At 54.3% G+C, this 24388-nt stretch carries 16 protein-coding genes and 10 pseudogenes; 13 read left to right on the forward strand and 13 right to left on the reverse strand.

Features of this window, described 5'->3' with window-relative positions; translation table 11 throughout:
* Nucleotides 1–20 precede the first annotated feature (20 nt).
* From bcsA to bcsR, 3 genes and pseudogenes are all read right to left on the reverse strand, one after another.
* Nucleotides 21–2562: pseudogene (gene bcsA, locus CS369_RS01915) on the reverse strand (UDP-forming cellulose synthase catalytic subunit).
* Nucleotides 2559–3299 (reverse strand): annotated as a pseudogene (gene bcsQ / locus CS369_RS01920) (cellulose biosynthesis protein BcsQ). Before bcsQ ends, bcsA begins: the two co-directional pseudogenes overlap by 4 nt.
* Complete coding sequence (bcsR, locus tag CS369_RS25000) at nt 3190–3501, reverse strand: BcsR/BcsP family cellulose biosynthesis protein (protein ID WP_196905782.1); 312 nt, start codon at nt 3499–3501, stop codon at nt 3190–3192. The pseudogene bcsQ and the gene bcsR overlap by 110 nt, the downstream one beginning before the upstream one ends.
* Nucleotides 3502–3865: 364 nt before the next feature.
* Between bcsR and CS369_RS01930 the strand changes: the two genes are divergently transcribed.
* From CS369_RS01930 to CS369_RS01955, 7 genes and pseudogenes are all read left to right on the forward strand, one after another.
* Nucleotides 3866–5041 carry a cellulose biosynthesis protein BcsE gene (locus tag CS369_RS01930; RefSeq protein WP_244664715.1) on the forward strand — a complete coding sequence of 392 codons (1176 nt, stop codon included), beginning with the start codon at nt 3866–3868 and terminating at the stop codon, nt 5039–5041.
* A complete protein-coding gene (locus CS369_RS22870; protein ID WP_374191017.1) occupies nt 5038–5280 on the forward strand; it encodes a BcsE family c-di-GMP-binding protein in 243 nt (80 codons plus the stop codon). The genes CS369_RS01930 and CS369_RS22870 overlap by 4 nt, the downstream gene beginning before the upstream one ends.
* Nucleotides 5277–5465, forward strand: coding sequence for a cellulose biosynthesis protein BcsF (gene bcsF / locus CS369_RS01935; RefSeq protein WP_196905783.1), 189 nt, complete (start codon nt 5277–5279; stop codon nt 5463–5465). The genes CS369_RS22870 and bcsF overlap by 4 nt, the downstream gene beginning before the upstream one ends.
* Nucleotides 5466–5484: 19 nt before the next feature.
* Nucleotides 5485–7123, forward strand: a pseudogene (bcsG, locus tag CS369_RS01940) (cellulose biosynthesis protein BcsG).
* Nucleotides 7124–7359: 236 nt separating this feature from the next.
* Entirely contained in the window at nt 7360–8079 is a 720-nt protein-coding gene (locus CS369_RS01945; RefSeq protein ID WP_244664716.1) for a hypothetical protein, read from the forward strand.
* A gap of 276 nt (nt 8080–8355) precedes the next feature.
* Nucleotides 8356–9647: pseudogene (locus CS369_RS01950) on the forward strand (dicarboxylate/amino acid:cation symporter).
* Between the two features lie 408 nt (nt 9648–10055).
* A pseudogene (locus CS369_RS01955) lies at nt 10056–11432 on the forward strand (insulinase family protein).
* A 131-nt stretch (nt 11433–11563) separates the two neighbouring features.
* Here CS369_RS01955 and CS369_RS01960 read toward each other — a convergent pair.
* The 3 genes and pseudogenes from CS369_RS01960 to yhjD all read right to left on the reverse strand — a co-directional run bounded on the left by CS369_RS01960 (nt 11564) and on the right by yhjD (nt 13868).
* A pseudogene (locus tag CS369_RS01960) lies at nt 11564–12485 on the reverse strand (sugar kinase).
* A gap of 180 nt (nt 12486–12665) precedes the next feature.
* Nucleotides 12666–12869 carry a 2-hydroxymuconate tautomerase family protein gene (locus tag CS369_RS01965; protein WP_196905784.1) on the reverse strand — a complete coding sequence of 68 codons (204 nt, stop codon included), beginning with the start codon at nt 12867–12869 and terminating at the stop codon, nt 12666–12668.
* A gap of 18 nt (nt 12870–12887) precedes the next feature.
* Nucleotides 12888–13868 (reverse strand): annotated as a pseudogene (gene yhjD, locus CS369_RS01970) (inner membrane protein YhjD).
* Between the two features lie 387 nt (nt 13869–14255).
* Between yhjD and CS369_RS01975 the strand changes: the two are divergent.
* Nucleotides 14256–15467, forward strand: a pseudogene (locus CS369_RS01975) (MFS transporter).
* Between the two features lie 74 nt (nt 15468–15541).
* Here CS369_RS01975 and CS369_RS01980 read toward each other — a convergent pair.
* The gene (locus CS369_RS01980) at nt 15542–15904 is read right to left on the reverse strand and encodes a hypothetical protein (protein WP_196905785.1); all 363 of its coding nucleotides are present in this window, start codon (nt 15902–15904) and stop codon (nt 15542–15544) included.
* The gene (locus CS369_RS01985) at nt 15897–16469 is read right to left on the reverse strand and encodes a hypothetical protein (protein WP_196905786.1); all 573 of its coding nucleotides are present in this window, start codon (nt 16467–16469) and stop codon (nt 15897–15899) included. Before CS369_RS01985 ends, CS369_RS01980 begins: the two co-directional genes overlap by 8 nt.
* 258 nt (nt 16470–16727) lie before the next feature.
* On the opposite strand from CS369_RS01985, the gene CS369_RS01990 reads away from it, so the two are divergent.
* Nucleotides 16728–16919, forward strand: a complete 192-nt coding sequence (locus CS369_RS01990; protein WP_196905787.1) for a hypothetical protein — start codon at nt 16728–16730, stop codon at nt 16917–16919.
* On the forward strand, nt 16867–18237 hold the full coding sequence (locus CS369_RS01995; RefSeq protein ID WP_196905788.1) for a flavocytochrome c: 1371 nt from the start codon (nt 16867–16869) through the stop codon (nt 18235–18237). The genes CS369_RS01990 and CS369_RS01995 overlap by 53 nt, the downstream gene beginning before the upstream one ends.
* A 41-nt stretch (nt 18238–18278) precedes the next feature.
* Here CS369_RS01995 and CS369_RS02000 read toward each other — a convergent pair whose 3' ends face one another.
* Together CS369_RS02000 and CS369_RS02005 are read right to left on the reverse strand one after the other, a co-directional pair.
* Nucleotides 18279–18845, reverse strand: coding sequence for a DcrB family lipoprotein (locus CS369_RS02000; protein ID WP_196905789.1), 567 nt, complete (start codon nt 18843–18845; stop codon nt 18279–18281).
* 274 nt (nt 18846–19119) lie between these two features.
* Entirely contained in the window at nt 19120–19806 is a 687-nt protein-coding gene (locus CS369_RS02005) for a 7-cyano-7-deazaguanine/7-aminomethyl-7-deazaguanine transporter (protein WP_196905790.1), read from the reverse strand.
* A gap of 320 nt (nt 19807–20126) precedes the next feature.
* Here CS369_RS02005 and tusA point away from each other — a divergent pair, with 320 nt between their 5' ends.
* On the forward strand, nt 20127–20369 hold the full coding sequence (tusA, locus tag CS369_RS02010) for a sulfurtransferase TusA (protein ID WP_196905795.1): 243 nt from the start codon (nt 20127–20129) through the stop codon (nt 20367–20369).
* 11 nt (nt 20370–20380) lie between these two features.
* On the opposite strand, the gene CS369_RS02015 is transcribed toward tusA, so the two are convergent.
* Together CS369_RS02015 and CS369_RS02020 are read right to left on the reverse strand one after the other, a co-directional pair.
* On the reverse strand, nt 20381–22747 hold the full coding sequence (locus CS369_RS02015) for a zinc/cadmium/mercury/lead-transporting ATPase (protein WP_196905796.1): 2367 nt from the start codon (nt 22745–22747) through the stop codon (nt 20381–20383).
* 90 nt (nt 22748–22837) lie between these two features.
* Nucleotides 22838–23451: pseudogene (locus CS369_RS02020) on the reverse strand (lysoplasmalogenase).
* Between the two features lie 180 nt (nt 23452–23631).
* Between CS369_RS02020 and CS369_RS02025 the strand changes: the two are divergent.
* A pseudogene (locus tag CS369_RS02025) lies at nt 23632–23859 on the forward strand (DUF1820 family protein); the annotation flags it as partial.
* 53 nt (nt 23860–23912) lie between these two features.
* Nucleotides 23913–24080, forward strand: coding sequence for a DUF2500 family protein (locus CS369_RS02030; RefSeq protein ID WP_196905792.1), 168 nt, complete (start codon nt 23913–23915; stop codon nt 24078–24080).
* Nucleotides 24081–24082: 2 nt separating this feature from the next.
* Here CS369_RS02030 and CS369_RS02035 read toward each other — a convergent pair whose 3' ends face one another.
* Nucleotides 24083–24367, reverse strand: a complete 285-nt coding sequence (locus CS369_RS02035) for a DUF1145 domain-containing protein (RefSeq protein WP_196905797.1) — start codon at nt 24365–24367, stop codon at nt 24083–24085.
* Nucleotides 24368–24388 lie beyond the last annotated feature (21 nt).

A 24388-nucleotide genomic window follows, 5' to 3' on the forward strand; every position in this document is an offset into this window, starting at 1 on the left:
CGTTATTACGCTGCATCGCGTTACGCCTGTTCCGTTGGTACAAATGCCGGGGGCGGCCCGACATAGCGCGGGATAAAGGAGACACACCAGGCGATGGCAGAGGTAAAGGCGACGAACACGCCGCGAATCAGCGGCGGGGCGTAATCCGCCATGCGCAAATAGCCTCTGAACCCTAATGCCAACACGTCACCCAGGCTTTCCATCGGCTTGTCTTCCGGAAAACTGTCCTGCCACAGCGCCCAGGTGTCGGCGCGTGCGAAGGTGCACTGAATAAAATCGATATGCTGCTGTGTCGAAAGGTTGACCATCTTCAGCCCAATCTTGGTGCCGAAAGCGCGGGTGACCTCAAACGGAAAGGCATACTCCTGCGGGCCGCGATTTAGCAGTAGCGATCCCTTGTCGCCCTCTTTTAACAGCCCATCGGCATGCATTTCGATGCCGACACCGCCATCGGAATAGTCGCGCAGCGTGCAGGCGTAATGGAATCCATCTGCGCGCAGGATGGCGGCCGGGAGGGCGATTTCAACGCGGTGCGACTGGCGAACCTGTTTGGCCTCCACGGAAACGGCGACGGCACCACCGAGGATCGTCATGTTATAGGCCACCCACACCAGACTGATGATCACCGTCATCACTTCTTCCGGCGGGCCATACACCATGCGCCAGGCACCGAAGGCCAAACCAAACAGATTAAGCACTACCAGAAACAGGTAAGGACGGGTGATGATCCAGTCAACGTGTACATCCTCGACCAGTCCGCCTTTGGCGGTAACGTTGAACTTGCCTTTGTGCGGGTTGAACAGCGCTACTGTGGTAGGTCGAGCGATATACCACGCCAGCACGGTTTCATACACCTCACTCCAGAACGAGTGGCGATAGCGGCCCTGAATGCGTTAGTTGGTCAGGCTGGAGTGGATCATGTGGGGCAGCACGTACAGCGCGATGGCGAGTGCTGGTGCATAGATGATGTAAGCGTGCAGCAGCAAAAAGGCCAGCGGGGCGGTCAGAAAAATCAAACGCGGGATGCCGGACAGGAAGTGCAGCATCGCGTTGGCGTAACAGAGGCGTTGCCCGAGTTTCAGCCCTTTGCCGAACAGCGGATTGTCCAGACGGAAAATCTGCACCATACCGCGCGCCCAGCGGATACGCTGGCCGATGTGCGCCGACAGGCTTTCGGTGGCAAGCCCGGCGGCCTGTGGGATACGGATATAGGCCGAGGTGTAACCGCGTCGGTGTAAACGCAGTGAGGTGTGCGCATCTTCAGTCACGGTTTCCACGGCAATGCCGCCCACCTCATCCAGGGCGGTACGGCGCAGAATGGCACAGGAGCCGCAGAAGAAGGTGGCGTCCCACATGTTGTTGTCGTCCTGCACCAGCCCGTAGAACAACGTGCCTTCATTCGGCGTGCGGCGTTTGCAACATACCCAGCTTGCGGTCCCTGAGGAACCAGCCCATGGTCAGTTGCAGGAACGAGCGCGTCGGCACGTGGTCACAGTCAAAGATCGCGACAAACTCACCGTGCGCCTGTTTCAGCGCGTGGTTGATATTGCCCGCTTTGGCGTGTTCATGCGTCGGGCGTGCGATGTAATGTATGCCGACGCTGTTGGAGAACGCCTTAAATTCTTTGCGATTGCCATCGTCGAGCAGGTAGATATTGATTTTATCTTTCGGCCAGTCGATCCCCAATGCCGCGTACAGCGTGGGTTTAACTACGCTCATCGGCTCATTGTAGGTCGGCACCATGATGTCGATGGTGGGACATTCCCGGCTGTCTTCGGGCAGTGCCGTAGGCTGACGGTTGAGTGGCCAAATGGTTTGGAAGAAGCCGAGCACCAATACAATCCAGGCGTAGGTTTCTGCCAGCAGTAACAGCAAGCCACAGATCAGGCTGAGTGGGTCGTCCCAGTTGAGGGTGGAGGTATAACGCCACCACAGGTAGAGGCTGGAGACGGTTAGCGACAGCACGATCATCATCAGTGTCGGCAGCCGTCCTGGTACCCGACGGACCAACATGGCAATGCCCCACAGCAGCAGCATAAACACAAACTGCGCCAGCAAGTCGAGCGGCTGGGTAATACACAATATCGCTAGCACCGTGGTGGCAAAGGCGAGGAGAATCAGCAGCAGCGTTTCCAACGATGAGATGGGTAGTTTCTGTGTATCTGTGGACGCCTCTTGGATACCCATGCGCTGTGGCAATTGTTGCATCATATTGAGATAGCGCTGACGCCAGCGCGGCAGGGCCGAAAACAGATTACGCCGGGCAGCAGGGATTTGCCCGTTACGCACCACTAACAGCCATAGCCCCTGTGCCAGATAGCGCAAAGGATCGGCGGGGCGAGGCCGATGCGGTGAAATATGGGGAAACCAGAAGGCACTCTGGCTACGAATCCGTTGCCAACTGGGTGACTCCAGGCGTAAAAACGTCCAGGCCAGCACTGACAACAGCGTACCCATGCCGGCTGTGAACAGGGTGGCCCCCTGTTTGAGATAGTCACGGTAGCGCTGGCGTATTGCTGAATAGGCCGGGGGCACCAGCAGCAGATTGAGCACAGTGCTCATGGTGCCTCCCTTGTCAGATTGATCAGGCACCAGTTGGCTAATGTCAGCATCTCTTCGGCGGCGAGGCTTTGCGGACTGTGCTCTCCGGTGGCCAGTTTGCTGGCGAGGGCTTCGGCCACCGCTTCATTGCGGTGGATGACCAGTGGCAGCAGGTTAGGCAGGGTGTGCAGCCACAGGTGATGCAGGTCTTGCTGTAATGTGCTGATGGTGGCGAATTGGTTCACTAAAAAATGGCAGTCGGCGGGCAGCGTTTGCTGGTGCAGACGGATATGACAATTGGCGTCCGGCACAATAACGGTAAACACGGTATCTGCCTGTGCCAATGCTTGCTGAACGGCCAGCGTGGCAGGCCCGGCGGGCAGATCGAGCAACACCCACCGGTAGCGGCCAAGCCCGGCGAGATGGCGCAGATTGTCACGCCAAAAAGAAGGCATGTGTTGCAGGCGCAGGGCCAATGTTTCATGCTCTTGCGGCGCGAGTGTACCAAAAGGGATAAACGCCAGTTTGGGTAGATATTACATGGCACCGCGGTGCCAGGCGTCGCCGTCCAGCTCGGCACGTGCCCAGCCGCGCGTGCTGGACGCGGGCATATTGAAATGAAAGCGCAGCAGGTTGTCCGGTGAGAAATCAATAGCCAGCACTGGTTCGCCAAGCTGCTCCAGTGCCCAGGCTAAACCTGCCGTCAGCGACGTTGTCCCAACGCCGCCACGAATCCCCTGCATCGCAATCACCGGCATGCCTTTTATCCTTGTGGTTCTGTGTGCTGTGATTCAGGGGCGGGGAAATGTGCCAACGCGCCATCATCTGTGTCAGACGCGCCTGATGCGTAATATCGATATAAGCAATGGGAGGCAAGGCAAAGGCGCGGCGCAAAACACTCAAATCGTCATGATGGTCTGCGAGAGTGATAGCATTTTGGCGAGTAGCGTTATTTTCCACGGTTCCCTATGCCTCTCAATGATGCTTATTCAAATAATAAATAGCGTGCTAACAAATACATTCTCGCGCTCTCTCATCTCTGATATTCAGGAGAGAGAACACAGCACTATACCCTTGTCATTAGTCGAAATATTACCTATTAAGTAATAGAACACTTTTTCAGGTTTGGTAAAAATTTCATAAGCAATCATGAAAAAATGTTTTCCTATTATGGCGGCGCAATTTTTGTTATTTGTGAATAGCGTAACTATACTCGGTACTTGCCAAGAACGGTTCAACAAGGGACTGTACGTAGTGCTGTTCTACGTGGTTCGGCCTGCGTGCAACGTGTTATTCCAACTCTTTAACGATAAAGACAACGCCCATGGTGCCACGCTTTTTATTAGGGCTTCGGGAACTCCAGGATGAATTAACCACCATGCAGATTCCTGGACTGTACTGGATTAACTGTGACAGAACTGTGGATGCCGAATTACTTTGTCGGCAATGCATCGGTGCGCAATCAGAGCAGGCGCACGTGACCCTTATTCGCAGCGGTGCCGCAGATGACGCTCCTTTTATTCCCTTATTACCCACTGCGCTGACTCAGTTCTCTCGTTACCGTTTAGCGGAGAGCAAGGCGGCATTGATGACCTTGACCAACGATGTCACCCGCGCGACCGCACCGCGTCAGCGCCTGTTTGTGTTGCTGCTGCCCGCGACCCAGTGGAAGGATTTTTCTGCCGAACAGCTTCAGCGCTGGATTGTCCGCATGGGGACCTGGTTAGCGCAGCGGCAATGTGCGTTGGTAGTCGTGGCCCACGGCAGCGGTGTGGGGCGATTACGTGGGATATTGACCACGCAGCACCGTACCCTGTATGGCCTGGCACACCTGCAATGGCAGCAGGATCGCGCCCAATATTTAATCGCCTGGTGGAGTGAAGGTGGAGGTATTAATGCCAATCTGGCTGTGCTGATGACGCCGCAAGCGCAGGGATGGCAACTGTTACGCGATGAGGACGACGATCCTGCCTCTATCACGCCACTGCTAAACGATGAAAACCTGTTTTATGCAGAGCGCAGCGTACTGGAAGGCACGCCCGCATTATCCGATCACTGGCAACTGTTGGACAGTAACGCCGAACTGGCGCAGCAAGCCCAGCTCACGCACTCTGCGACCCTGATTTTTGCGCTGCAACAAACGCAGGACGTAGACATGCTGGCGCGCTGGGTGCACAGCTTGCGCCGTCAGCGCGGCAAAGCCTTGAAAATCATGATTCGTGAGATGCGTCCTTGTTTGCGATCCAGCGATGAGTGGCTGCTGCTCGTCTGCGGGGCGAACATTGTTGTCGCTCATTCCGAGCCGTTATCTCGCTTTCTGGCGCGGTTGGAAAGCGTACAAGGGCAGCGCTTTGGACGTCACGTGCCTGCCGATGTGGAGACGTTGCTGACCACGATGCGACCTTTGCAATTCAAGGGCTACCTGCCACAGGCGACGTTCAGCAACGCCTGCTTATTTATATCTCAACTTGCCGCCCTAATGAACTGGAGACAGAGCTGAAATCCATTTTCCGCCTGCCGGTCAACGAGATTTTCAGCAATCGACTGGTGTGGTCGCAGGATGTGCAGATGCTTATCGAAATGAAATCCTTGTCGGAAACGCGTGAAGAGAGCGTGGTCTCCAGTACCGTGCAGTCCGTGGTGCTGCCACGCGAGGAACGTCCGGCGTCAGTGCCGATTCGTCGCGAGCCCATTGGGCTGGCGCTGTTTGAAGCATCTTCGGAGGGAAATACACCATGATGCTCAGCGATATCCTCCAGATTATTGCACTGAGTGCGCTGGTTTTTTTCCCGCTGGGCTATCTGGTGCAGCGTTACCTTTCACCGCGTTATCAGTACTGGAAAAACCGGCTGTTACGCCCACGCTACCTGAAATCTGACGGAGTGTGGATTCGTGACGACTCTGAGTCACAGGCGGATAAATAACATGGATGAAAAAAACACGATGTCGCCGAAACAACATGTGTCGCCGAATCAGCAACTCTGGCGCTATTGGCGCGGGCTGTGGGGTGGAATTTCTACTTTTTGTTGAAATTCGCCCTGCTGTGGTTTGGTTACCTGAATTTTCACCAGTTCTTAAACCTGGTATTTCTGGCGTTTCTGTTGTTTCCGTTACGTGCGGAAGGGTTGCACCGGGCGCGCAATATGATTGCCATTCCTATTGGGATTGCCCTGTTTTATCACGACACCTGGTTGCCAGGGGTTAACAGCATTCTCAGCCAGGGCAGTCAGGTCGCGGGCTTTAGCGCCGCTTATCTGCTGGAACTGGTGAACCGCTTTATTAATTGGCAGATAGTTGGGGCGGGTTTTGTGCTGCTGGTGGCGTACCTCTTTCTGTCGCAGTGGATTCGCATTACGGTGTTTACCGTTGCGGCGGTAGCCTGGCTGAATATTCTTACACTGGGTGGGCCCGCGATCGCACTGCTGCCATCATCATCGGTGGCTTCCGGAACCTCCGCGCCTTCCGGCGAGGGGAGCGTACCCGCGGCGGCAACCTTGCCGCCCACCAATGAGAATCTGACGGCCTACCTTAATCAGTTCTATACGCGGGAAAAATCGCGCATTAGCGCGTTTCCTGCTGCGCTGCCTGCGGATGCGCAGCCCTTTGACGTGCTGATTATCAATATTTGCTCGCTCTCCTGGTCGGATTTGCAAGCCATTCATCTCGATACCCATCCGCTGTGGCAACGTTTTGACGTGATGTTCTCCCAGTTCAATTCAGCAACCGCCTATAGCGGCCCGGCATCGATTCATCTGCTGCGCGCCAGTTGTGGGCAAACGTCGCATCAGGGGTTGTATCAACCAGCCAACCGCGAGTGCTATCTGTTTGATAATCTCGCTAACCTTGGTTTTAAATCACAGCTGATGATGGATCACTCCGGCTTGTTCGGTAACTATCTCAAAGAGGTGCGTGAAGAGGGCGACATGCAGTCGCAGCTCCTGTCACAGCAAGTTATCAGCCATCAGATCACGTCGTTCGACGGCGAACCGATTTATAACGATCTGGAACTGCTCAACCGCTGGCTCTCGGGCACCACACAGCAAGGTGTGGCGCGCAGTGCCACCTTCTTCAATAATGTGATTCCATTGCACGATGGCAACCGTCTGGTGGGCACCAACACCTCGGCGGACTTTGCGCCACGGGCCAAGACGTTGTTCGATCAGCTGAATGCGTTCTTTGACGTGTTGGAAAAATCGGGGCGCAAGGTGCTGGTGGTAGTGGTGCCTGAGCACGGTGCTGCGTTGGAAGGGGATAAGATGCAGATGTCCGGATTGCGTGATATCCCTAGCCCCAGCATTACCCATATTCCGGTCGGCATGAAACTGTTTGGCGCGGCTGCGCCGCATCAAGGTGCACCGCTTGAAATCAAAACGCCGAGTAGCTATTTAGCCATCTCGACGCTGGTGCTTCGCTGGTGGACGGTAAAAACTTTGTAGCTCCGAGCATCGACTGGGCGGCATTGACGCAGGAGCTCCCGCAAACCGAAGCCATTTCTGAAAACGAAAATGCCATCGTTATGCCTTATCAGGACAAAGTCTATATCCGCCTGAACGGCGGTGATTGGGTACCGTATCCGCAGTAATATCTGATTAATCAGGCAGACTCGCCTTGGGTCTGCCTCCCGCGCTTCTTGCCCGCTTCCTCCCCTCGGTGCTGGTGCGCCACAGTTCGGATTAAGATGAAATCCCATTGGGGTCATAAAAGGACATTGAGACGCGCTTAAGCTGGCCTATACTAGCGCGATCGTGCCCGGTGAACCGTGCAACACAACTGAACAAGCGCCATCGACGGAGAACAGGTTTGCGGCTGAGACACGCTTTGACAATCAAACAGATGACGGCAGTTTCCGCCGTGGCGGTGGTGACGCTCAGTCTGTTTATTGTGATACAACTTTTTCACTTCGTGCAGCAGCGGCGTGAGGATTATGCCAGGCAACTGGAGAGCATCGCTTTTTCCGTGCGTGAACCGTTGGCGGAGGCGGTGTTGCGCGGTGACGTGGTCCGCGTTGAAGCGATCCTCGATAACCTGCTGCCTGTGGCATTTCTAAGTCGTGCCGACGTTATGTTGCCCGGCTACCTGCAAACGTTGCACGCGCGCTTCCCGAGCGAACGCCCGGTGCCTGCGTGGCTGGCACGCGTATTCAAATTACCCATTCGTATCGCGGTGCCACTCTATGCGCTGTCGCAGGCACCGACATCGGCGCTGCTGGCGACGTTGGTGCTGCAAGCGGATTCCTACCGAATGTTTCAGTTTATCGTCAGCACCTTTTCCATGCTGTTGGCGACTTACTTCTTGCTGGCGCTGATCCTCTCTGTCGCCGTGACCTGGTGCATCAACCGCTTGATGATTCATCCGCTGCGGGCAGTGATCACCGAGTTGCAGGCGGTGCCGACGGAGCAGCTATTGCAACATCGTCTGACGCCGCCAAAACATCATCAGGATGATGAACTGGGTGCGTTGGTGCGTAGCTGTAACCTTAATCAGCAGAGATTAGCGCAGCAGATAGCGGATGATATGACTCCGCCCCCCAAACCGTAGCGATAGTCGCGCGCATTCCTGTTACCATCTGATAACACTGAAAATTAACCTTATAAATTAAAGATATTTTAATTGTATTTTATATGTTTTTTCAATCTTTACCCAGAATGGACTGATTGCATTCTCGCTGATGTGATTCAGCTCTTGTTTTTAACCTGACGTTCACAAACTAAAGTTATAAAACATTTCCACTCTGTTACCGCAATGTTACTTTTCGCCGCAGTCATAGAGGCGTCGTTTGCGACCCTATGTGTTTCCCTACCATAGGATAAGTATATGAAAGCGTCTATTTTTAAAAATCTTTATTTTCAAGTTCTTACAGAGATTACGATAGGGATTCTACTAGGACATTTCTACCCAGATCTGGGTGCACAAATGAAATCGCAGGGCGATTGATTTGTTAAACTGATCAAGATGGTGATTGCTCCCCGTCATTTTCTGTACCGTAGTGACCGGTATTGCCGGTATGGAAAGCATGAAGTCGGTAGGCCGTACTGGCGCTGTCGCTCTGCTTTAGTTTGAAATTGTCAGCACCGTGGCACTGATTATCGGCCTGCTGGTAGTGAATATCATGCAACCGGGTGCGGGCATGAATGTCGATGCCTCCACACTGGATGCCTCTGCGGTGGCGGTCTACACCCAACAGGCGCAACAGCAGGGCGTGGTCGCGTTTCTGATGGATGTGATTCCTGCAAGCGTGGTGGGCGCTTTCGCCAGTGGTAACATTTTGCAGGTGCTGCTGTTTGCGGTGATGTTTGGCTTCGCACTGCATCGCCTGGGCGAGAAAGGGCGCGTCATTTTCAACGTGATTGACAGCTTCTCACACACTATTTTCGGCGTGATCAATATGATCATGCGTTTGGCTCCGATAGGCGCATTCGGTGCGATGGCGTTCACCATTGGTAAATACGGTGTCGGCTCACTGGTGCAATTGGGCCAGTTGATCATCTGCTTCTATATCACGTGCCTGCTGTTTGTTTTCCTGGTGCTGGGCAGCATCGCCCGCGCTACCGGATTCAGCGTTTTCAAATTTATCCGCTACATCCGTGAAGAGCTGCTGATTGTGCTGGGGACTTCCTCGTCAGAATCCGTGCTGCCGCGTATGCTGAACAAGATGGAAAAAGTGGGGTGTAAAAAATCGGTGGTGGGTCTGGTGATTCCTACCGGCTACTCCTTCAACCTGGATGGCACCTCTATCTACCTGACCATGGCGGTGGTGTTTATTGCGCAGGCCACCAACAGTCATATGGATATCTGGCACCAGATTACGTTGCTGGTGGTGGTGTTGTTCTCCTCGAAAGGTGCCGCTGGCGTCATCGGTAGCGGGTTTATCGTGCTGGCAGCGACAATTTCTGCGGTGGGGCATCTGCCAGTAGCTGGTCTGGCGTTGATCCTGGGTATTGACCGTTTTATGTCAGAAGCGCGTGCCCTGACCAACCTGGTCGGCAACGGCGTCGCGACGATCGTGGTTGCCAAGTGGGTGGGTGAGTTGGATGAGAAGCAGCTGGAAAGCGAGCTCTCCGGGCATAAAAAAAGACGGTACGTCTGCACCGACCGTACTTTCATAAATGGGTTTTACCCTGCGCCAACCCCCGTTGGCGCAGTGATAACGGGCTATCCCCGTCCTCGCTTCTCATGATTCCCCGTGATTGCGGCTTGCCATCACGGGGAATTTTTCATAAGGTTGCGGCCAGGCAATCGCGTTGTGCACGGTCTGTATCGGGGGCATAACGATCAAAAACCGCTTATTGGTCATCATTTCGTCTCTATTTCCAAAATTATTTCATCGTATTGAGTGACATAGGCAAAAGTGTGCGGTCTAACGTAAGGGTAAACTGATCGCTCTGATTTCCCCGTAATACCTCCGCTGGCGCATCCTGAAAGGGATAAGCGTATTGGGCGGTGAGAGAGTGTACAGGCCTTATTGTAACAATCATCTTTTACTGTGTTGGATAGTCAGTTAAGTAGGGATTCACATGCAGGGCACCAAAATAGGGTTCTTAGTTGGTGGAGTGTTGCTGGCGTTGGTTGGTGGCAGCGTGCAAGCTGAAACACTACAACCCGATCCTGCCTGGCAGCAGGGAAAGCTAGATAATGGTTTTACGTGGCAGTTACTGACCACGCCGCAGCGTCCTGGAGATCGGATTGAATTACGTTTAGTGGTTAACGCAGGTTCGCTCGCTGAGAGTGCTCAACAGTCGGGCTTTGCGCACCTTATTTCTCGTTTGGCACTGACACCGGGCGATAATTTACCTGTCGCATAGCTTCCCTCATTGCTGATACCGGAGGCTAACGGTGCGAAGCCGCTGCCGCCCGCGTTTGTCTCGTATGACTACACCTCCTACAACCTCAGTTTTCCCAATAATCGGCCTGAATTGCTTAAAGATGCGCTGAATTGGCTGGCAGAAACGGCAGGGAGCATCAAGATTGATGATGGCAGTATAGCTAACGCGTTACGCATCCCCGATCAGGTGGTGAGTGTTCTCGCCGATCCGCAGGATCCCACGTGGCGTTATCGCTTGAAAGGATCGTCTATGCTGGCGCACGATCCGGCACAGAATGTCAAAGCGCGTCCAACGGCTGAAATGATGTCGCAGTTTTACAAAGCCTGGTATACCCCTGATGCGATGACGCTGTACGTGGTGGGGCATGTAGAAACTCGCCAGATAAACGAGCTTATCAGTAAAGCGTTTGTCTCGCTGGAAGGCAAACGCACCACACCGGCTCCGATGCCGACGCTCTCGCTGATCTGGGATATGCCCTGGCACCCTATCCGCGAATCGCAGGCGCTTACCCGCTACTGGCACAGTGATTTAGCGCGCGAAGCGCTGTTCTGGCATGTGCAGCAGGCATTGGAAAAGAGCGGGCTTAAAGAAATCAGCGTGCGCGTTAACTGCGATGTGTACTATACCCGTGCGCAGTGTGGCATCCATTTGGACAGTCCCAACAGCGAGAACGCCGAGGCCGCGTTGACCTTCCTGGCAAAAGAGTTGATGATCTTGCGTGACAAGGGGCTTACGCAGCAAGAGTTTGATACGCTGATAGCGCGCAAGAGCGACGAGCTCAGCAAACTGTTTGCGATCTACGCCCGTACCAGTACCGATGTGTTGATGCAGCAGCGCTTGCGCTCACAGCGCAACGGCGTGGTGGATATTGCACCGGAACAATATCAGAAGTTGCGTCAGGCCTATCTCTCTGAACTGACGCTACCTTTGCTGAACCAGGAACTGCACCAGCAACTTTCTCAGGAAACCACGCTGATGCTCAAACAGCAAAAGGGTGAGCCGGAAGTAAACACCAAGGCGTTATATGAGGTGTACAGTAAAATTATGATACCCCCTGTCGCTGTGTAGGCCGCTTCAGCCGCGCCATCGGAGGAGGAGGCGCAGGCAACACCGGCACAGTAATGTGCCCTGGTCGTTATCTCGCCCAATAAAAAGGGAAGCCATCTGGCTTCCCTTTTTTTCACTCTGGCGCTGTGTTATCAGGCCGGCATGGCGTCTTGCGGGATGATGGCACCACGATACTGAATCACCGTGCTGGCGGTCAGGTGGCCGCGCTTGGCCGCCGCTTCCGTCGAGCCGCCGCACAGGGGCACTGACAGATAGCCTGCGCTGAAGGAGTCCCCTGCCGCAGTAGTATCCACTACGCGCTCTTTCGGCAATTTCACCGCCGGAACATCCACTAACGGCTGGCCGTTTTCAGAAATCAGGCAGGAGTCTGCGCCGCGTTTAATCACCACTTCAGACACTCCGAAAGCGTGCGTGCGCGCCAGCACCGCATCCACCGGCTGTTCGCCCCACAGCATGTCTTCGTCATCCAATGTCAGGAAGGCGATATCGGTGCACGCCAGGATGTCACTGTAGGCTTGCTGTGTCTCTTCTTTGCTTTGCCACAAGCGCGGACGGTAGTTGTTGTCGAAAATAACCTTGCCACCGTTAGCACGGCAGGCACGCAGCAACGTCAGCAAACGCTGGCGGCTGGCAGGGTTAAGGATCGCCGCTCAGATAGAGATAGTCAAAGGTGGCCAAACGCGCGCAGATCTCATCGGCATCTTTGCCGTCCAGCCAGAAACGCGCGGCGGCATCATTACGCCAGTAGTAGAAGGTACGCTCACCAGTATCGTCGGTTTCAATGAAGTACAGGCCCGGCAGCTTATTGTCCAGACGCTGAATCAGCGAGGTGCCAACCTTCTCTTTTTCCCAGGCCGTCATCATTTCCGTGCTGAAGCTGTCCGTGCCCAGTGCGGTCACGTAGTGGACGCCCAGAGCGTCGGTATTCACCTGGCGAGCGACATACACGGCGGTGTTCAGGGTGTCGCCACCAAAGCCTCGGTTGAGGTCCGCGCCTTTTTGCGACAGTTCAATCATGCATTCGCCAATCACGGCAATGTTTTTAGTGGTCATCAGAAGCTTTCCCATTCGAAAAAGTGAAGAAAAAGGCCATCAAAAAAAGAGAGTAATGGGCTCCAGTCTCAACGTTCGCAGGCATTGATTCAATTTTATTAAAACTATGTTTTATTTTTAATGACCTGGATCGGGAAAATTGACCACTCCCGATCCTTATGGCGCTCAACGCACGAAATATCAGGACTTCGGCTTACGCAATTCGGTGACGCTTTCACCGCCCAACCCCCTGTTGTCGGTATCCACTTCATCAATGATAACGGTAGTGGTGGCCGGGCTTTTACCCATGACGTCGACCAGCAATTGGGTGACGCCCGCAATCAACTGGCGTTTTTGCTCTGTGGTGGCGCCATCGCGCGTGATTTTGATGTTAACAAATGGCATGGGATCTCCCGTTATTGGTTAGCCTGATGTGTCATCTGTTGATTTATCGCCTTTATAGTTCGCCGTTGCAATCCATGCCGCACAAAACAGCGTGAGGCGAGCAAAGAAGTAGAAGAAGGCCATCAGGCCAATCACCGAGCCAAAAGCGGCCCCGGACGGGGTGCTGGCGAGTTTTGGCAAGGCGACCGTCATCGCGAATTTGATGGCCTCAAACCCCACGGCGGCAAGCAGCGTGCCGCGCAGCAGAGTTTTGTGCTTCGGCTTATGGCGCGGCAATATCATGAAAATCCAAAGAAACACCAAATAGTTAGCGGAAATGGAAATGGTGAGTGTTATCACGCGTAGCAGGGGCCGCAGCCATTCGATACCCTCTAGCCCGAGAGCAGAAACGATAGCGCTTTGTGCCGTACCCGCTGCCGAAGTGAGAAACATCGTAATGGTCAGCGCGATCAACAGCCCTATCAGGGAGAGGAAATCCCGCACGTACTGAAAATAGATTTTTTCTTCTTCATGCGGCTTACGTTCCCATACATCAAGGGATTGGGCGCGGATCGCTTCACGCAAATTGCCCATCCAACTGATACCGGAATAGAGCGCGATCAGCAACCCAGTGACACCGACGGTGGTGCGCTGTTCAACGGCGGTCTTTACCGTATTTTTTAACGTCAGCGCCAGATTGGGGTCGCTGATGCTGTTGACGATGCGGTCAATCAACTGCGTCAGCACATCGGGGTTGGAGGCAAGTACGAAACCGACGGTAGCGAAGGAGACCATCAAAATAGGGATCAGCGATAGAAAGGAAAAATAGGTGATGGCGGCGCCAAACTGGTTTCCCATGCGATCGTTGAAACGCTCCCCGGCACGGATCAGGTGTGCAATGCTGGGAATAGTCTGAATACGTTGTGCAATACGCTTACATCGTGAAAGCTATGAAGATGCCGCCTTCTGTGCTGATGAAGCGGTGGATGTTGAACGATGCGGATCGACCGGTGCGGGCATCCGTTTCCTCCTGTTCAATGAAAAGCCGACGTGTTGATGGTGCCTGCAATCAACGGGTTATATAAACAAATTTCACCGCAAACGCCGTACAGCGATGGATTGATTATAACCAACAATCGGCAGAGGAAGGCGTTCTTTGTGTCTTTGGCATGTCTGATGTGCAAGCTGGAGGATAAAAGCGCGCAAAGAAAAAAATCAGGATGACCTGCGCCATAATTCAATCTGTAAAAGGTTTTGTACTGAATAATCACTCAAGTGATGATATGGCGCACATTTACGATGAAAGCGTGTTGACGCTTGTTTATACTCGTTAAAGACCGCTTGAGGTCTGTTTGGTTGGCGCTATTGCGCTGATGCTGCCACGCTGTTAATCGAGTAAAACCTTTCATGCCTGCTTCAGAGTCTGCGCCAAGCGCGTTGCGCCTTAATTTGCGTATTTTTTCCGTGGTGATGTTCAACTTTGCCAATTACCTGACTATTGGTCTGCCGCTTGCGGTATTGCCGGGCTATGTGCATGAACATCTGCGGTTTAGCGCCTTTTGGGCCGGATTGGTGATCTGTTTACAGTACTTCACTACGCTGTTGAGTTGACCGCAATCCGGACGCATCGCGGACGAGAAAGGGCCGAAGAAAGTGGTGGTGTTGGGGCTATGCGGTGCCGTGGTCAGCGGGGTGTTTTATGCGCTGGCGGCCTGGAACGACAGTTCACCCATCGTGGCGTTGACATTGCTGTGCATCGGCCGCCTGATTCTGGGTGCGGGGCAAAGTTTCGCGGGCACCGGGGCGACGCTGTGGGGCGTGGTGGGGTCACGGCATATCGGACGGGTGATCTCCTGGAATGGCGTGGCGACTTATGGCGCGATGGCGATCGGCGCACCGCTCGGGGTATGGATTAATCACATTGGCGGGTTAAAACTGGTGTCGTATACCGTCATCACCATTGCGCTGCTGTTTGTGCTGCTCGCGCTGCCACGTGAGGCGGCGAAAGTGACGCCGGGTAAAAAACTGCCGTTTCGCGAAGTGCTGGGCAAAGTGTGGGTTTACGGCATTGTGCTGGCGTTGGCATCCGTCGGGTTTGGCGTGATCGCCACGTTTATCACCCTGTTCTATGCCGATCGACACTGGGAAGGCGCCGCGCTTACCCTGACCATTTTCAGTTGCGCCTTTGTCGGCGTGCGTCTGCTATTTCCCAACAGCATTAACCGGTTTGGCGGACTGCGCGTGGCTATCGTCTGTTTTGCCGTAGAAATTACCGGCCTGCTGCTAATCTGGAGTGCAGCGCTGCCGCTGATGGCGGAACTAGGCGCTTTTCTGGCCGGTGCCGGTTTCTCGCTGGTGTTCCCCTCGCTTGGCGTACTGACGGTCAAAGTGGTTGCGCCGCAAAATCAGGGCAGTGCACTGGCGACCTACACGCTGTTTCTCGATTTGTCCCTTGGATTGGTCGGTCCGCTGGCGGGGGTAATGATGGGCTACACCGGCGTGGGTGCTATTTATCTGGCGGCGGCGGTATTGGTGAGCGTCGGTTTGCTGATGACGCTGCGTCTGAGTCGCCGTGGCATCACGTTGGCGCAGGAAGAAACCCTCTCGTCGCGGCAATAAGTGTTTACTTACCGCGACAGTATGCTCAAACCGTCAAACCGATTCAACCATGAACCGGTGTGACGATGAGACGGTTAGTTCGCGGCTTTATCAATCAAAACCGCGTCTGCCAAAACGCCTTTCTCATCAAATCGCAGTGATAGCGTCTTGTCCTGGCCTGCTAGCGGGCCCACTTTCGGCAGAAAGTGTGGTATTTTTTCATGTCGATAGTGGTACAACCATATCGGCGTAGCGATATCGCCCTTATCGTTGATGGGAGGACCTAGCTTTGTTAATACGTCGCGCTTGGTGGTTTTCCCGTTGATAAACAAGGTGTGAAGGTTGCCGTTATCGATCTCTTCCAGTGCAGATGAGTGGGTACGCACACTGTCCAGAACACACCCTGATAACGACAACACGATAGAAAGCATATAGGTGGTTTTTAGTAAACTAGTCACCGAAGCTCAGTGTGTAATGATATTTTTTGGCCTTATAAAAAGCAGATTTTAACACGGTCACGCCTATCGTAGCATCACGAACAATTTCGTTGAAGTGCATAACACATATTTTTTTGTTTTCTTTCTGATCGTAATTGAGATCGTAATCCTTTCCTGCTTCAGGCGTGATGAGGAAAACTGTCTGACAGAAACCGTTTGGGCCGACATCAGTACTTACTTTTATTAAGATTGGTTCAGGTTTTACCTTTATTTCAAAGTAGTAGCTTTTATAGTCCTGCGGACGATAACTCAGCTTCGGTATCCCGATATCCCGTGTATCGTTATAGAAACCCAACATGGTATGCGCCACAAGGTCGCGTTCTTTTTGGGGAACGTCGCTTTTTTGCAGGAGAGATATTCCTGTAACATTACCTACAAAACGGATTCTCGCTAGATTTTCACTGGACTGCGGTGGGTCTTTATAGACTGGCGTGTCTCGCTCCTGTCTACCTAGCTCGGCGAAGGAGTGGCATCCTGTCAGGCCAAGGCAGAATGTAAGCATGATAACGGGATAATATTTATTCATTTTTTCTTTATGGGATTGATTTACCTGGATACGACAAACACGCATTCCGAACGTTCAGCAAAGATTCCCTACATTGAGCGGCGCTTCACGTTTAACCCCTTACTTTTCATGGTGAAATAGCGCATCGCCGCCGACTCAAGGCGCGAGCGCGCATCGTGTTCTGCCCGTTCGCTGCATCACGCCAATTTTCGTTATCTTTTGATTGTACTGAATTTTTTCTCAGCTCGATTCGATGTTTCTGAACATGGAGATAATCTTATGAGTAAAAACACCAAGCAAGACCCAACTCCCCAGGGGCGCCGTCACTTCCTCAAATCTACCGGTATCATGATGGGGGCATTGGGCGGCATGGCGCTGGGCACCACCTGCGCCGGTGCCGCAGAAGTGGGATACCACCGTGGATGTGCTGATTATTGGCACTGGCTTCGCCGGATTAGCCGCCGCCATTGAAGCGCGTAACGCCCAGGCGAAGGTACTGATTATCGAGAAAATGCCGCTGTTTGGTGGAAACTCGATACTCAACGGTGGCGATCTGTCCGCGGCAGGCTCCAGCATGCAGCAGGCGCTGGGCATCAAGGACTCCCCAGAACTGATGTATCAGGACATGATGAAAGCGGGTAACTGGCTGAACTATCCGGAACTGGCACGCACTGTAGCCGATCACTCAGTGGAGGCGCTAGAGTGGGCCAAAAGCCTTGGGGCTGAGTTTGACCGGGTTAATTATCATGGCGGCCATGCGGTGAAACGCGCGCACCAACTGAAGCAGCGCTCCGGTTCCGGGCTGGTGGTGAAACAGTACCAGAAGGCCAAGAAGCTGGGCGTGGTGATCGAACAGCGTACCAAGCTGGAGCGGTTGATTATCGACAGCCAGGGGCGCGTGCTCGGGGCGGAATATAAGTTCCCGGACGATGCCTCCGGCTCTGTGGCGTTTATCCGTGCAACAAAAGGAGTGGTGCTGGCATCCGGCGGCTTCTCTCAAGGCGTGGCGTTACGGCAAATGTACGACCCGCGCCTGACGGATGCGTTCACCTCCACCAACCAACCGGGGGCTACAGGAGAAGCGCTGATGGCGGCCAGCATGATTGGCGCCTTGGCGACGCAGATGGATTGGATCCAACTCGGCCCTTGGACCAGTCCGGATGAACAGGGGTTTGGCTATATCCCGCAGTTTGTTGAACAGGTGGTGGGTTATGGCCTGATGGTCGACTCTGCCAACGGCAAGCGCTTCTTTAAAGAAACCGGCAACCGTAAAGAGCGTGCCGATGCCATTATTCAACTGGGACATCCGGCGTTGATTATTGCGGACAAAACTAACACGCTGAAAATGGTCGATGAAGGGCAAATGAACGGCGCTCTGAAAAATGGCTCGCTCAAAACCTACAACACGCTGGAAGAAGTGGCGCAGGCTTACGGCATGCCGGCGGCAGCTTTTGTTGAACAGGTGAAACGCTGGAACGGCTACGTGGAGCAGCATCTGGAAAACGATCCCGATCTGGGTTGCATGATTTTTAAAGATGCCTCGCCCAATATTACACCGCCTTACTATGTAGCGCGCCTCTGGCCGCGCGTTCACCACACCATGGGGGGCTTGGCGATCAATAAAGATGCGCAGGTGATTGGTTTTGATTTGAAGCCGATTGCGGGGCTGTATGCCGCCGGGGAAGCCGCAGGCGGGGTGCACGGCGCGGTGCGTCTGGGCAGCGTTGCCATGACGGATTGCATCGTGTTTGGGCGCATCGCCGGGAAAAACGTGGTAAAGGCGAGCTGAGGGTTTTAAGAAGAGAGGCCGCGTCAGCGGCCTCATTATCATTACTTCAACGTCAGCGTGCGAATGATGCTTTCGGCTTCGGTTTGCGCCGCTTGCTGATTGTCGGCAGGCAGCGTGATTTGCAGCGTCAACAGTTGGTTCGCCACGTTTCCCAGCAGCACGGAAGAGTAAACCTGTTTGCCGCTGCCACTTTTGGAGATGCTATCGAGCTGTTGCAGCGCATGGCCGTTAACCTCAATGGCTTTATTGGTCACCACCTGCAAGTTGGCATCGCGGGCGCGTTGCTGATCTTCAAGACGCTGCGTCAATACCGGCAGGGTTTCGTTGCTGCTATCGCCCAGGATGACAATCACGGCGCGCTGGCCATTATCGTTGGCGTAGACATGCATGTTGTTGGACTGCGAACCCACTTTTCCAATTTGATCATGCATATCCGCAGGCAGCGTGAACGTGATGTTGCCAGACAGCAGCGAGATGGTTTGACTGGCGGCCTGCGCGGCCGGGGCATCGTGTCCTGCATGGCCCACATTGTCGTCTTTCTTACCGTCGCAGGCGGCCAATAGTGCGGCAAGCAACGTAATTCCAAGATATTTCACTAACTTCGGCATAAGCGTCCTTCTCTTTTATCAGGCATGCACGGGTAAACTGCTATATCGCACCCTATTCACTGGGGAAACTCAAGCGTTTTGTTGTCACAAAACCTATTTAGGACGGTTCCTGAGACACAGCCACTTTACTCCTTGTCATCCTCGGCGAAAGCCGGGGAGCTCTGACAGAAAGAATGCGTTTCTCCTGTGCGAGACTCCCGCCTTCGCGGGAATGACGGAGGCGGGCGAAAATGACAGCGGTGGGTGTCGCTGTTTTAAGTAGGGCTATCAGTCATCAGCGCCATTGTTCAGCCGACGGCGGCTCGCGCAAGGCGGGATGACTGTGGGATTCGCTCAAACGCTTGAGGAGCATATTGAGCATCACGCCGTACATCGGCAAGAAGAACAACAAGCTAATCAGTAATTTGAAGGTGTAATCGACCAATGCGATCTCCACCCAGTTTGCCGCCATAAAAGCATCGGTGCTGCGATAGAAAGCGATGAAGAAGAAGGCCAGCGTATCGCTTAAATTACCAAACAGCGTGGAGACCGTGGGGGCGACCCACCACGCCTTGCGCTGGCGCAGGCGGTTAAACACATGCACATCCAGAATTTGCCCCAGCACGTAGGCCATAAAGCTGGCGCACGCGATACGCGCAACCACGATATTGACGCTAGCGAGCGCACTGAACCCCTGCCACTCTCCCTGATAAAACAGCGCGGATACCACATAGGAAATCACCAGCGCTGGCACCATCACCGTCAGAATAATCCGGAGCGCCAACGGTGCGCCAAAGATACGTACGGTCAGATCGGTGGCTAGAAAGATAAACGTGAAGGTGAATGCGCCCCAGGTGGTATGGAACCCGAAGATGGAGATCGGCAACTGCACCAGATAATTACTGGAGGTAATGATCAGAATGTGAAACAACGACAGCCAGACAAGCGCGCTAAGCCGCTGCTGGGCGGTAAAATGAAACATGGCAAGTGACCTTTTTAGTTATTGGGGTGAGGGAACCCAAGTTGTGCCCTTAACAATGACATTATGGCACGTAATTCATGCTGTTTATTCAATGCGGCTGATACAGGGATCAATGCGGCTGATACAGGGATCAATGCGACTGACACAAGGAGCAGTGCGCGGCATGATACGCTGTTAGGCGGGGATTGCAATGGTGAATTTATGCGCAATCGATATCGTAGGTTGCTCAGGAAAATCTGCGGCGTAAACTAGGGCGGTTTTGATGGCTGCCACACCGGGCGGTCGTTATCTATGCCCTTATGCCACTGCCGAGAATAATGATGACCGACACCTTCAACAACCCGGATAAAACCCTCGATGCACAGGGGCTGCGCTGCCCGGAAACGGTGATGATGGTGCGTAAAACCGTGCGTCAGATGGAGACAGGGCAGACGCTACTTATTCTGGCGGATGACCCGGCAACCACGCGCGATATACCGGGCTTTTGTGCCTATATGGAGCACGAGCTTCTGGCACAGGAGACGGCATCACTGCCCTACCGCTACCTCCTGCGCAAGAAGTAGCTTTTTTGCCGTTATCCGGCGTCTTGTGGTTTTTCGCGTCGCAATAAGCGTAGTGCATTGGCGGTCACCAGCGTCGTGGCACCGGAATCAGCCAGCACGGCGAGCCACAATCCGGTGATCCCCTGCAGGCTGGTCACCAGAAAGATGGCTTTCAGCCCCAGTGCCAGCGTGATGTTTTGCCGGATATTATTGCGCGTGGCGCGCGAAAGCCGAATCATGCCCGCCAGTTCGCTTAGCCGATTATGCGTGAGCGCCGCATCGGCGGTTTCCAGCGCCACGTCGCTGCCCCCGCCCATGGCGATGCCGATAGCCGCCGATTTCATTGCTGGCGCATCGTTAATGCCATCGCCCACCATCGCCGTCGGATGGGTCTGGTTCATCTCGCGCACGGCATCGACTTTGTCGGCGGGCAGTAGACCCGCTTTATAGTCAATGCCCAGCGTCGTCGCGATGGCTGCCGCCGAACTCGGATTATCACCGGTGAGCATGGTGCAGTGAATTCCCAGCGTGCGTAGTGCTTCAATCGTTTGCGGCGTATCCGCCCGCAAGGTGTCACGCAGCGCCAGCAAGCCAATGATGTGCATTTCTTCCTGTACCACCACCACGGTTTTTCCGTCGCTTTCCAGGGCATGAATGCGATCTCGCCAGTCGGCGTCGAGCGTCTCGGGTGAGATTTTAGCGGGTGCTTTGACGCTGAGGGTTTTGCCTGCGATGACGCCCTCAACCCCCACACCGGCCAGTGCACGCTGTGCCGTTGCTACCGGCAGCATCGGGGCAACCGTGCGGGCATGCTGGATAATCGCTTTCGCCAGCGGATGGTGTGAACCAGCCTCTATCGCTGCCGCGCGTGCCAGCAGCGCTGCCGTGCTCACGCCCTGCGCGGGTATCGCATCGGTCACCTGAGGTTTGCCCTGTGTCAGGGTGCCGGTTTTGTCGAAGGCGATGGTATGGATGGTGCCCAGAATCTCTAGCGCCGCGCCGCCTTTGATTAGCACACCGCGCCGGGCAGCGGCCGCAAGGCCAGACGTGATGGCCGCCGGGGTGGAGATCACCAGCGCACAGGGGCAACCGATCAGCAGCAGCGTCAGGCCACGATAAATCCACTCTTGCCACGGCGCACCGAACAACAGTGGCTGCACCACGATGGTTGCCGCGGCGAGCAGCATGATGGCCGAGGTGTAATAGCGGCTAAAGCGATCGAGAAAACGCTCTATCGGCGCGCGGTGGCTCTCAGCTTCTTCAATCAAATGCAAAATACGGTCGATGGCGCTGTTGCCCGGTTCGGAGATCACGCGCAGTTGTATCAGACGATCGACGCTCAGGCTACCTGCCGAGACTTTATCACCCTGCTCCCGCTCTACCGGAAGGGATTCCCCGGTCAATGCGCTTTCATCAACGCTGGCATGGGGAACCAGCAGTTCGCCATCGGCGGGCAATCGGCTGCCCGGTGCCACTTCAATAACATCGCCGGGCCGCAGTGCCGCAATGCTGACCTGAGTGCGCTGACCGGCATGGATCACCGTTGCGGTTTCTGGCATCAGCGCCATCAACGCGCTGACACCGCGACGGGCGCGCTGTGCGGCGTAGGCTTCCAGGCGTTCTCCCAGCATAAACAGCAAAATGACCATGGTGGCTTCGCTGGTGGCACCAATCAACAAGGCACCCAGCGTGGCGACGCTCATCAGCGTTTCGATGGCAAAGGGCGTGCCGCTGCGAATCAGTTTAATCGCCTGTGAGATTAGCGGTATCATCCCCAGCAGCGTGGTGGCGATAAAGGCTATTTCTGAGGCGCGCGGCGAAAACAGCGAAAGTATCCCGCTGGCTGCGGTTAACACAGCAAACAGAATGAGAAAACCGTGTTCACGCAATATATGGCGTAAAGGGGGCTCGGCTGGGGCGGATGATGTTGGGACGGTTGCGGCAGGAGACTTATCTTGCCAGGTAAATCCAGCGTGCTCTACGGCGCGTTGAATCTGTGTACGAATATCGGATTGTGCATCAACAATGAGTTTTTCGGTGGCGAAGCGAACGCTTGCCTGAATGACGCCGGGAAGCTGGGTGATGGCGTTTTCGATCTTTTTGGCGCAACTGGGACAATCCATCCCGCGGATGATCCAACTGAAGCGCAAGCCGGAAGAGGGTGGGGAGTCACTGTCGCTGCCGTCGGGGTCGCCGGAATCACCACTCTCTCCGCCGTCAGACGCACTGTGTTCCGCGCCGGGTGTGGTGCCGCGTGCAGAGATTGTTGTGGTGCTGTGTTTCACCGCGCAGCAACTGCGATCGGCATGACTACTGTGCTGCGCATGATGCTGGCAGCAAGCATTGTCACCATGATTGTGGTGAGTGTGGCCATGTTGAGTCTGGTGATGAGAATGCATCATGCTCTCCTATTTGATGATAGTGGTTCTCATCCACGACTTTATCACTGCTGTCAGCAGCTGCACAGCGCTTTTGACGCTCAGCGCTGATTAAAAATAGAGCGCTCTTACGATCAGAAAATGGCCCGCAAAATAGCCGGCAGCCACAATCGCCTGATGGGCACGAAACGGTAATGGTGAATCAGCCAGACGCTGTGGGCGATAAAGAGCAGCACGCTGCCCGCAAACCAGGAGAGATTATTACTGCTGCCAAGCGCAAAATAATGTTCCCCGGCAACCCACACCATGACCGCATTCATTGCGACAAATGCTACGACCGGCCAGCGCAGGGTGTCGAGCCGTGACCACAGGATGGCGAGCAGTATCGCAATAATCACCAGCAGCAATGGCCAGAAAAACGTGAGTGAGGCTTTCGCCACCAGAAATCCGATGGTGTAGAGTAGATGGCAGGCGGAATAGGCACCGATGGCGAACAGCATGCGCTGTATAGGTAGCAGCAGCAGGATATCCGCGGCTAATGTTGCCAACAGGCCGAGCACGATAAAGTAACCGGTGACGCTCATCAGCGGCGTTTGCCAGGCCAGCGCCAGCAGCAGCGCGATGGTAATGGGTTTGAACTGCCAGCGTTGCCAGCCGGGCCCACGGTAGCTGGCATCGACGTAGAGCCAGCCTGAAAACAGAACGGCAATAAACGACCAGAGCATAGGGTATCCTTATCACCTTATTGGATTTTTCATCATTGAGTGTAGGAGATCGCACGCAGGATGAACAACACGCCGTGTGACAAGTGCGAAGTAATGCGCTTCATGCTATGTTGGCGTCAATAATGATCGTTTTTTTGTATATATATCTTCGCGATACCACTGAAGGGGGACGGTTTTTGCATGAGCAATGAGTCTGTGCTCTACCGGATTCAATTTATGAATAACGGCAAAAATTATCAGCTTTACGTGCGGGAGTTGGTGCAAAGCAGTCTGTTTGGTTTTATCGAGATTGCGGATTTCGTTTTTGACGGCCCCTCCACCCTGTTGGTGGACCCTTCTACCGAGAAGCTGAAAACGGAGTTTTCCGGCGTAAATCGCAGCTTTATTCCGCTGCAAGCGGTGATCCGCACCGCTACGCACGGTAGAGGCCGAAATCGCCGCGCTCCACGCGCGCGCAGCCGATGAATCCCGATCTTCCCGAGCGCTATGAGGCGACGTTTGTGCTATTGCCCGCAGGGGAAAACCTCACCTGCCACCTGAACGAGACCCAATATCGGGCGCTGGCGTTAGGTATGACGGGCAGATTGCAGGTCCAGGGCTCACGTTTTGTGTCCTTCGAACCTGCATAAGGCTATTTTTTTGTCCCGCTAGTGGGTTGAACACCCTTCATCTTTTTCTGCCACGCCAGCAGTTCAAACACCCCGAACAGGAAAATACGAGCTTCCAGCGCGCGGCTCAATGGCCCCTGTTCTTTACCGTGGCTGGCACGTAACAACAGCACCTGAAAACCGTGCATCAACAGCGTAAACTCCATCGCGACCATCATGAAGATGTTCAGCGGGCGGGGAAAGGGCGCAATCAGGTTGGTAATTAAAAATCTATGGTCACCCCCGTTTTTGCAACACTGATTTTCGATTGATGTTGGGCTTGCTTAAAT

This window comes from Candidatus Symbiopectobacterium sp. 'North America' (assembly GCF_015762685.1).
In the GTDB taxonomy this organism is placed as follows: domain Bacteria; phylum Pseudomonadota; class Gammaproteobacteria; order Enterobacterales; family Enterobacteriaceae; genus Symbiopectobacterium.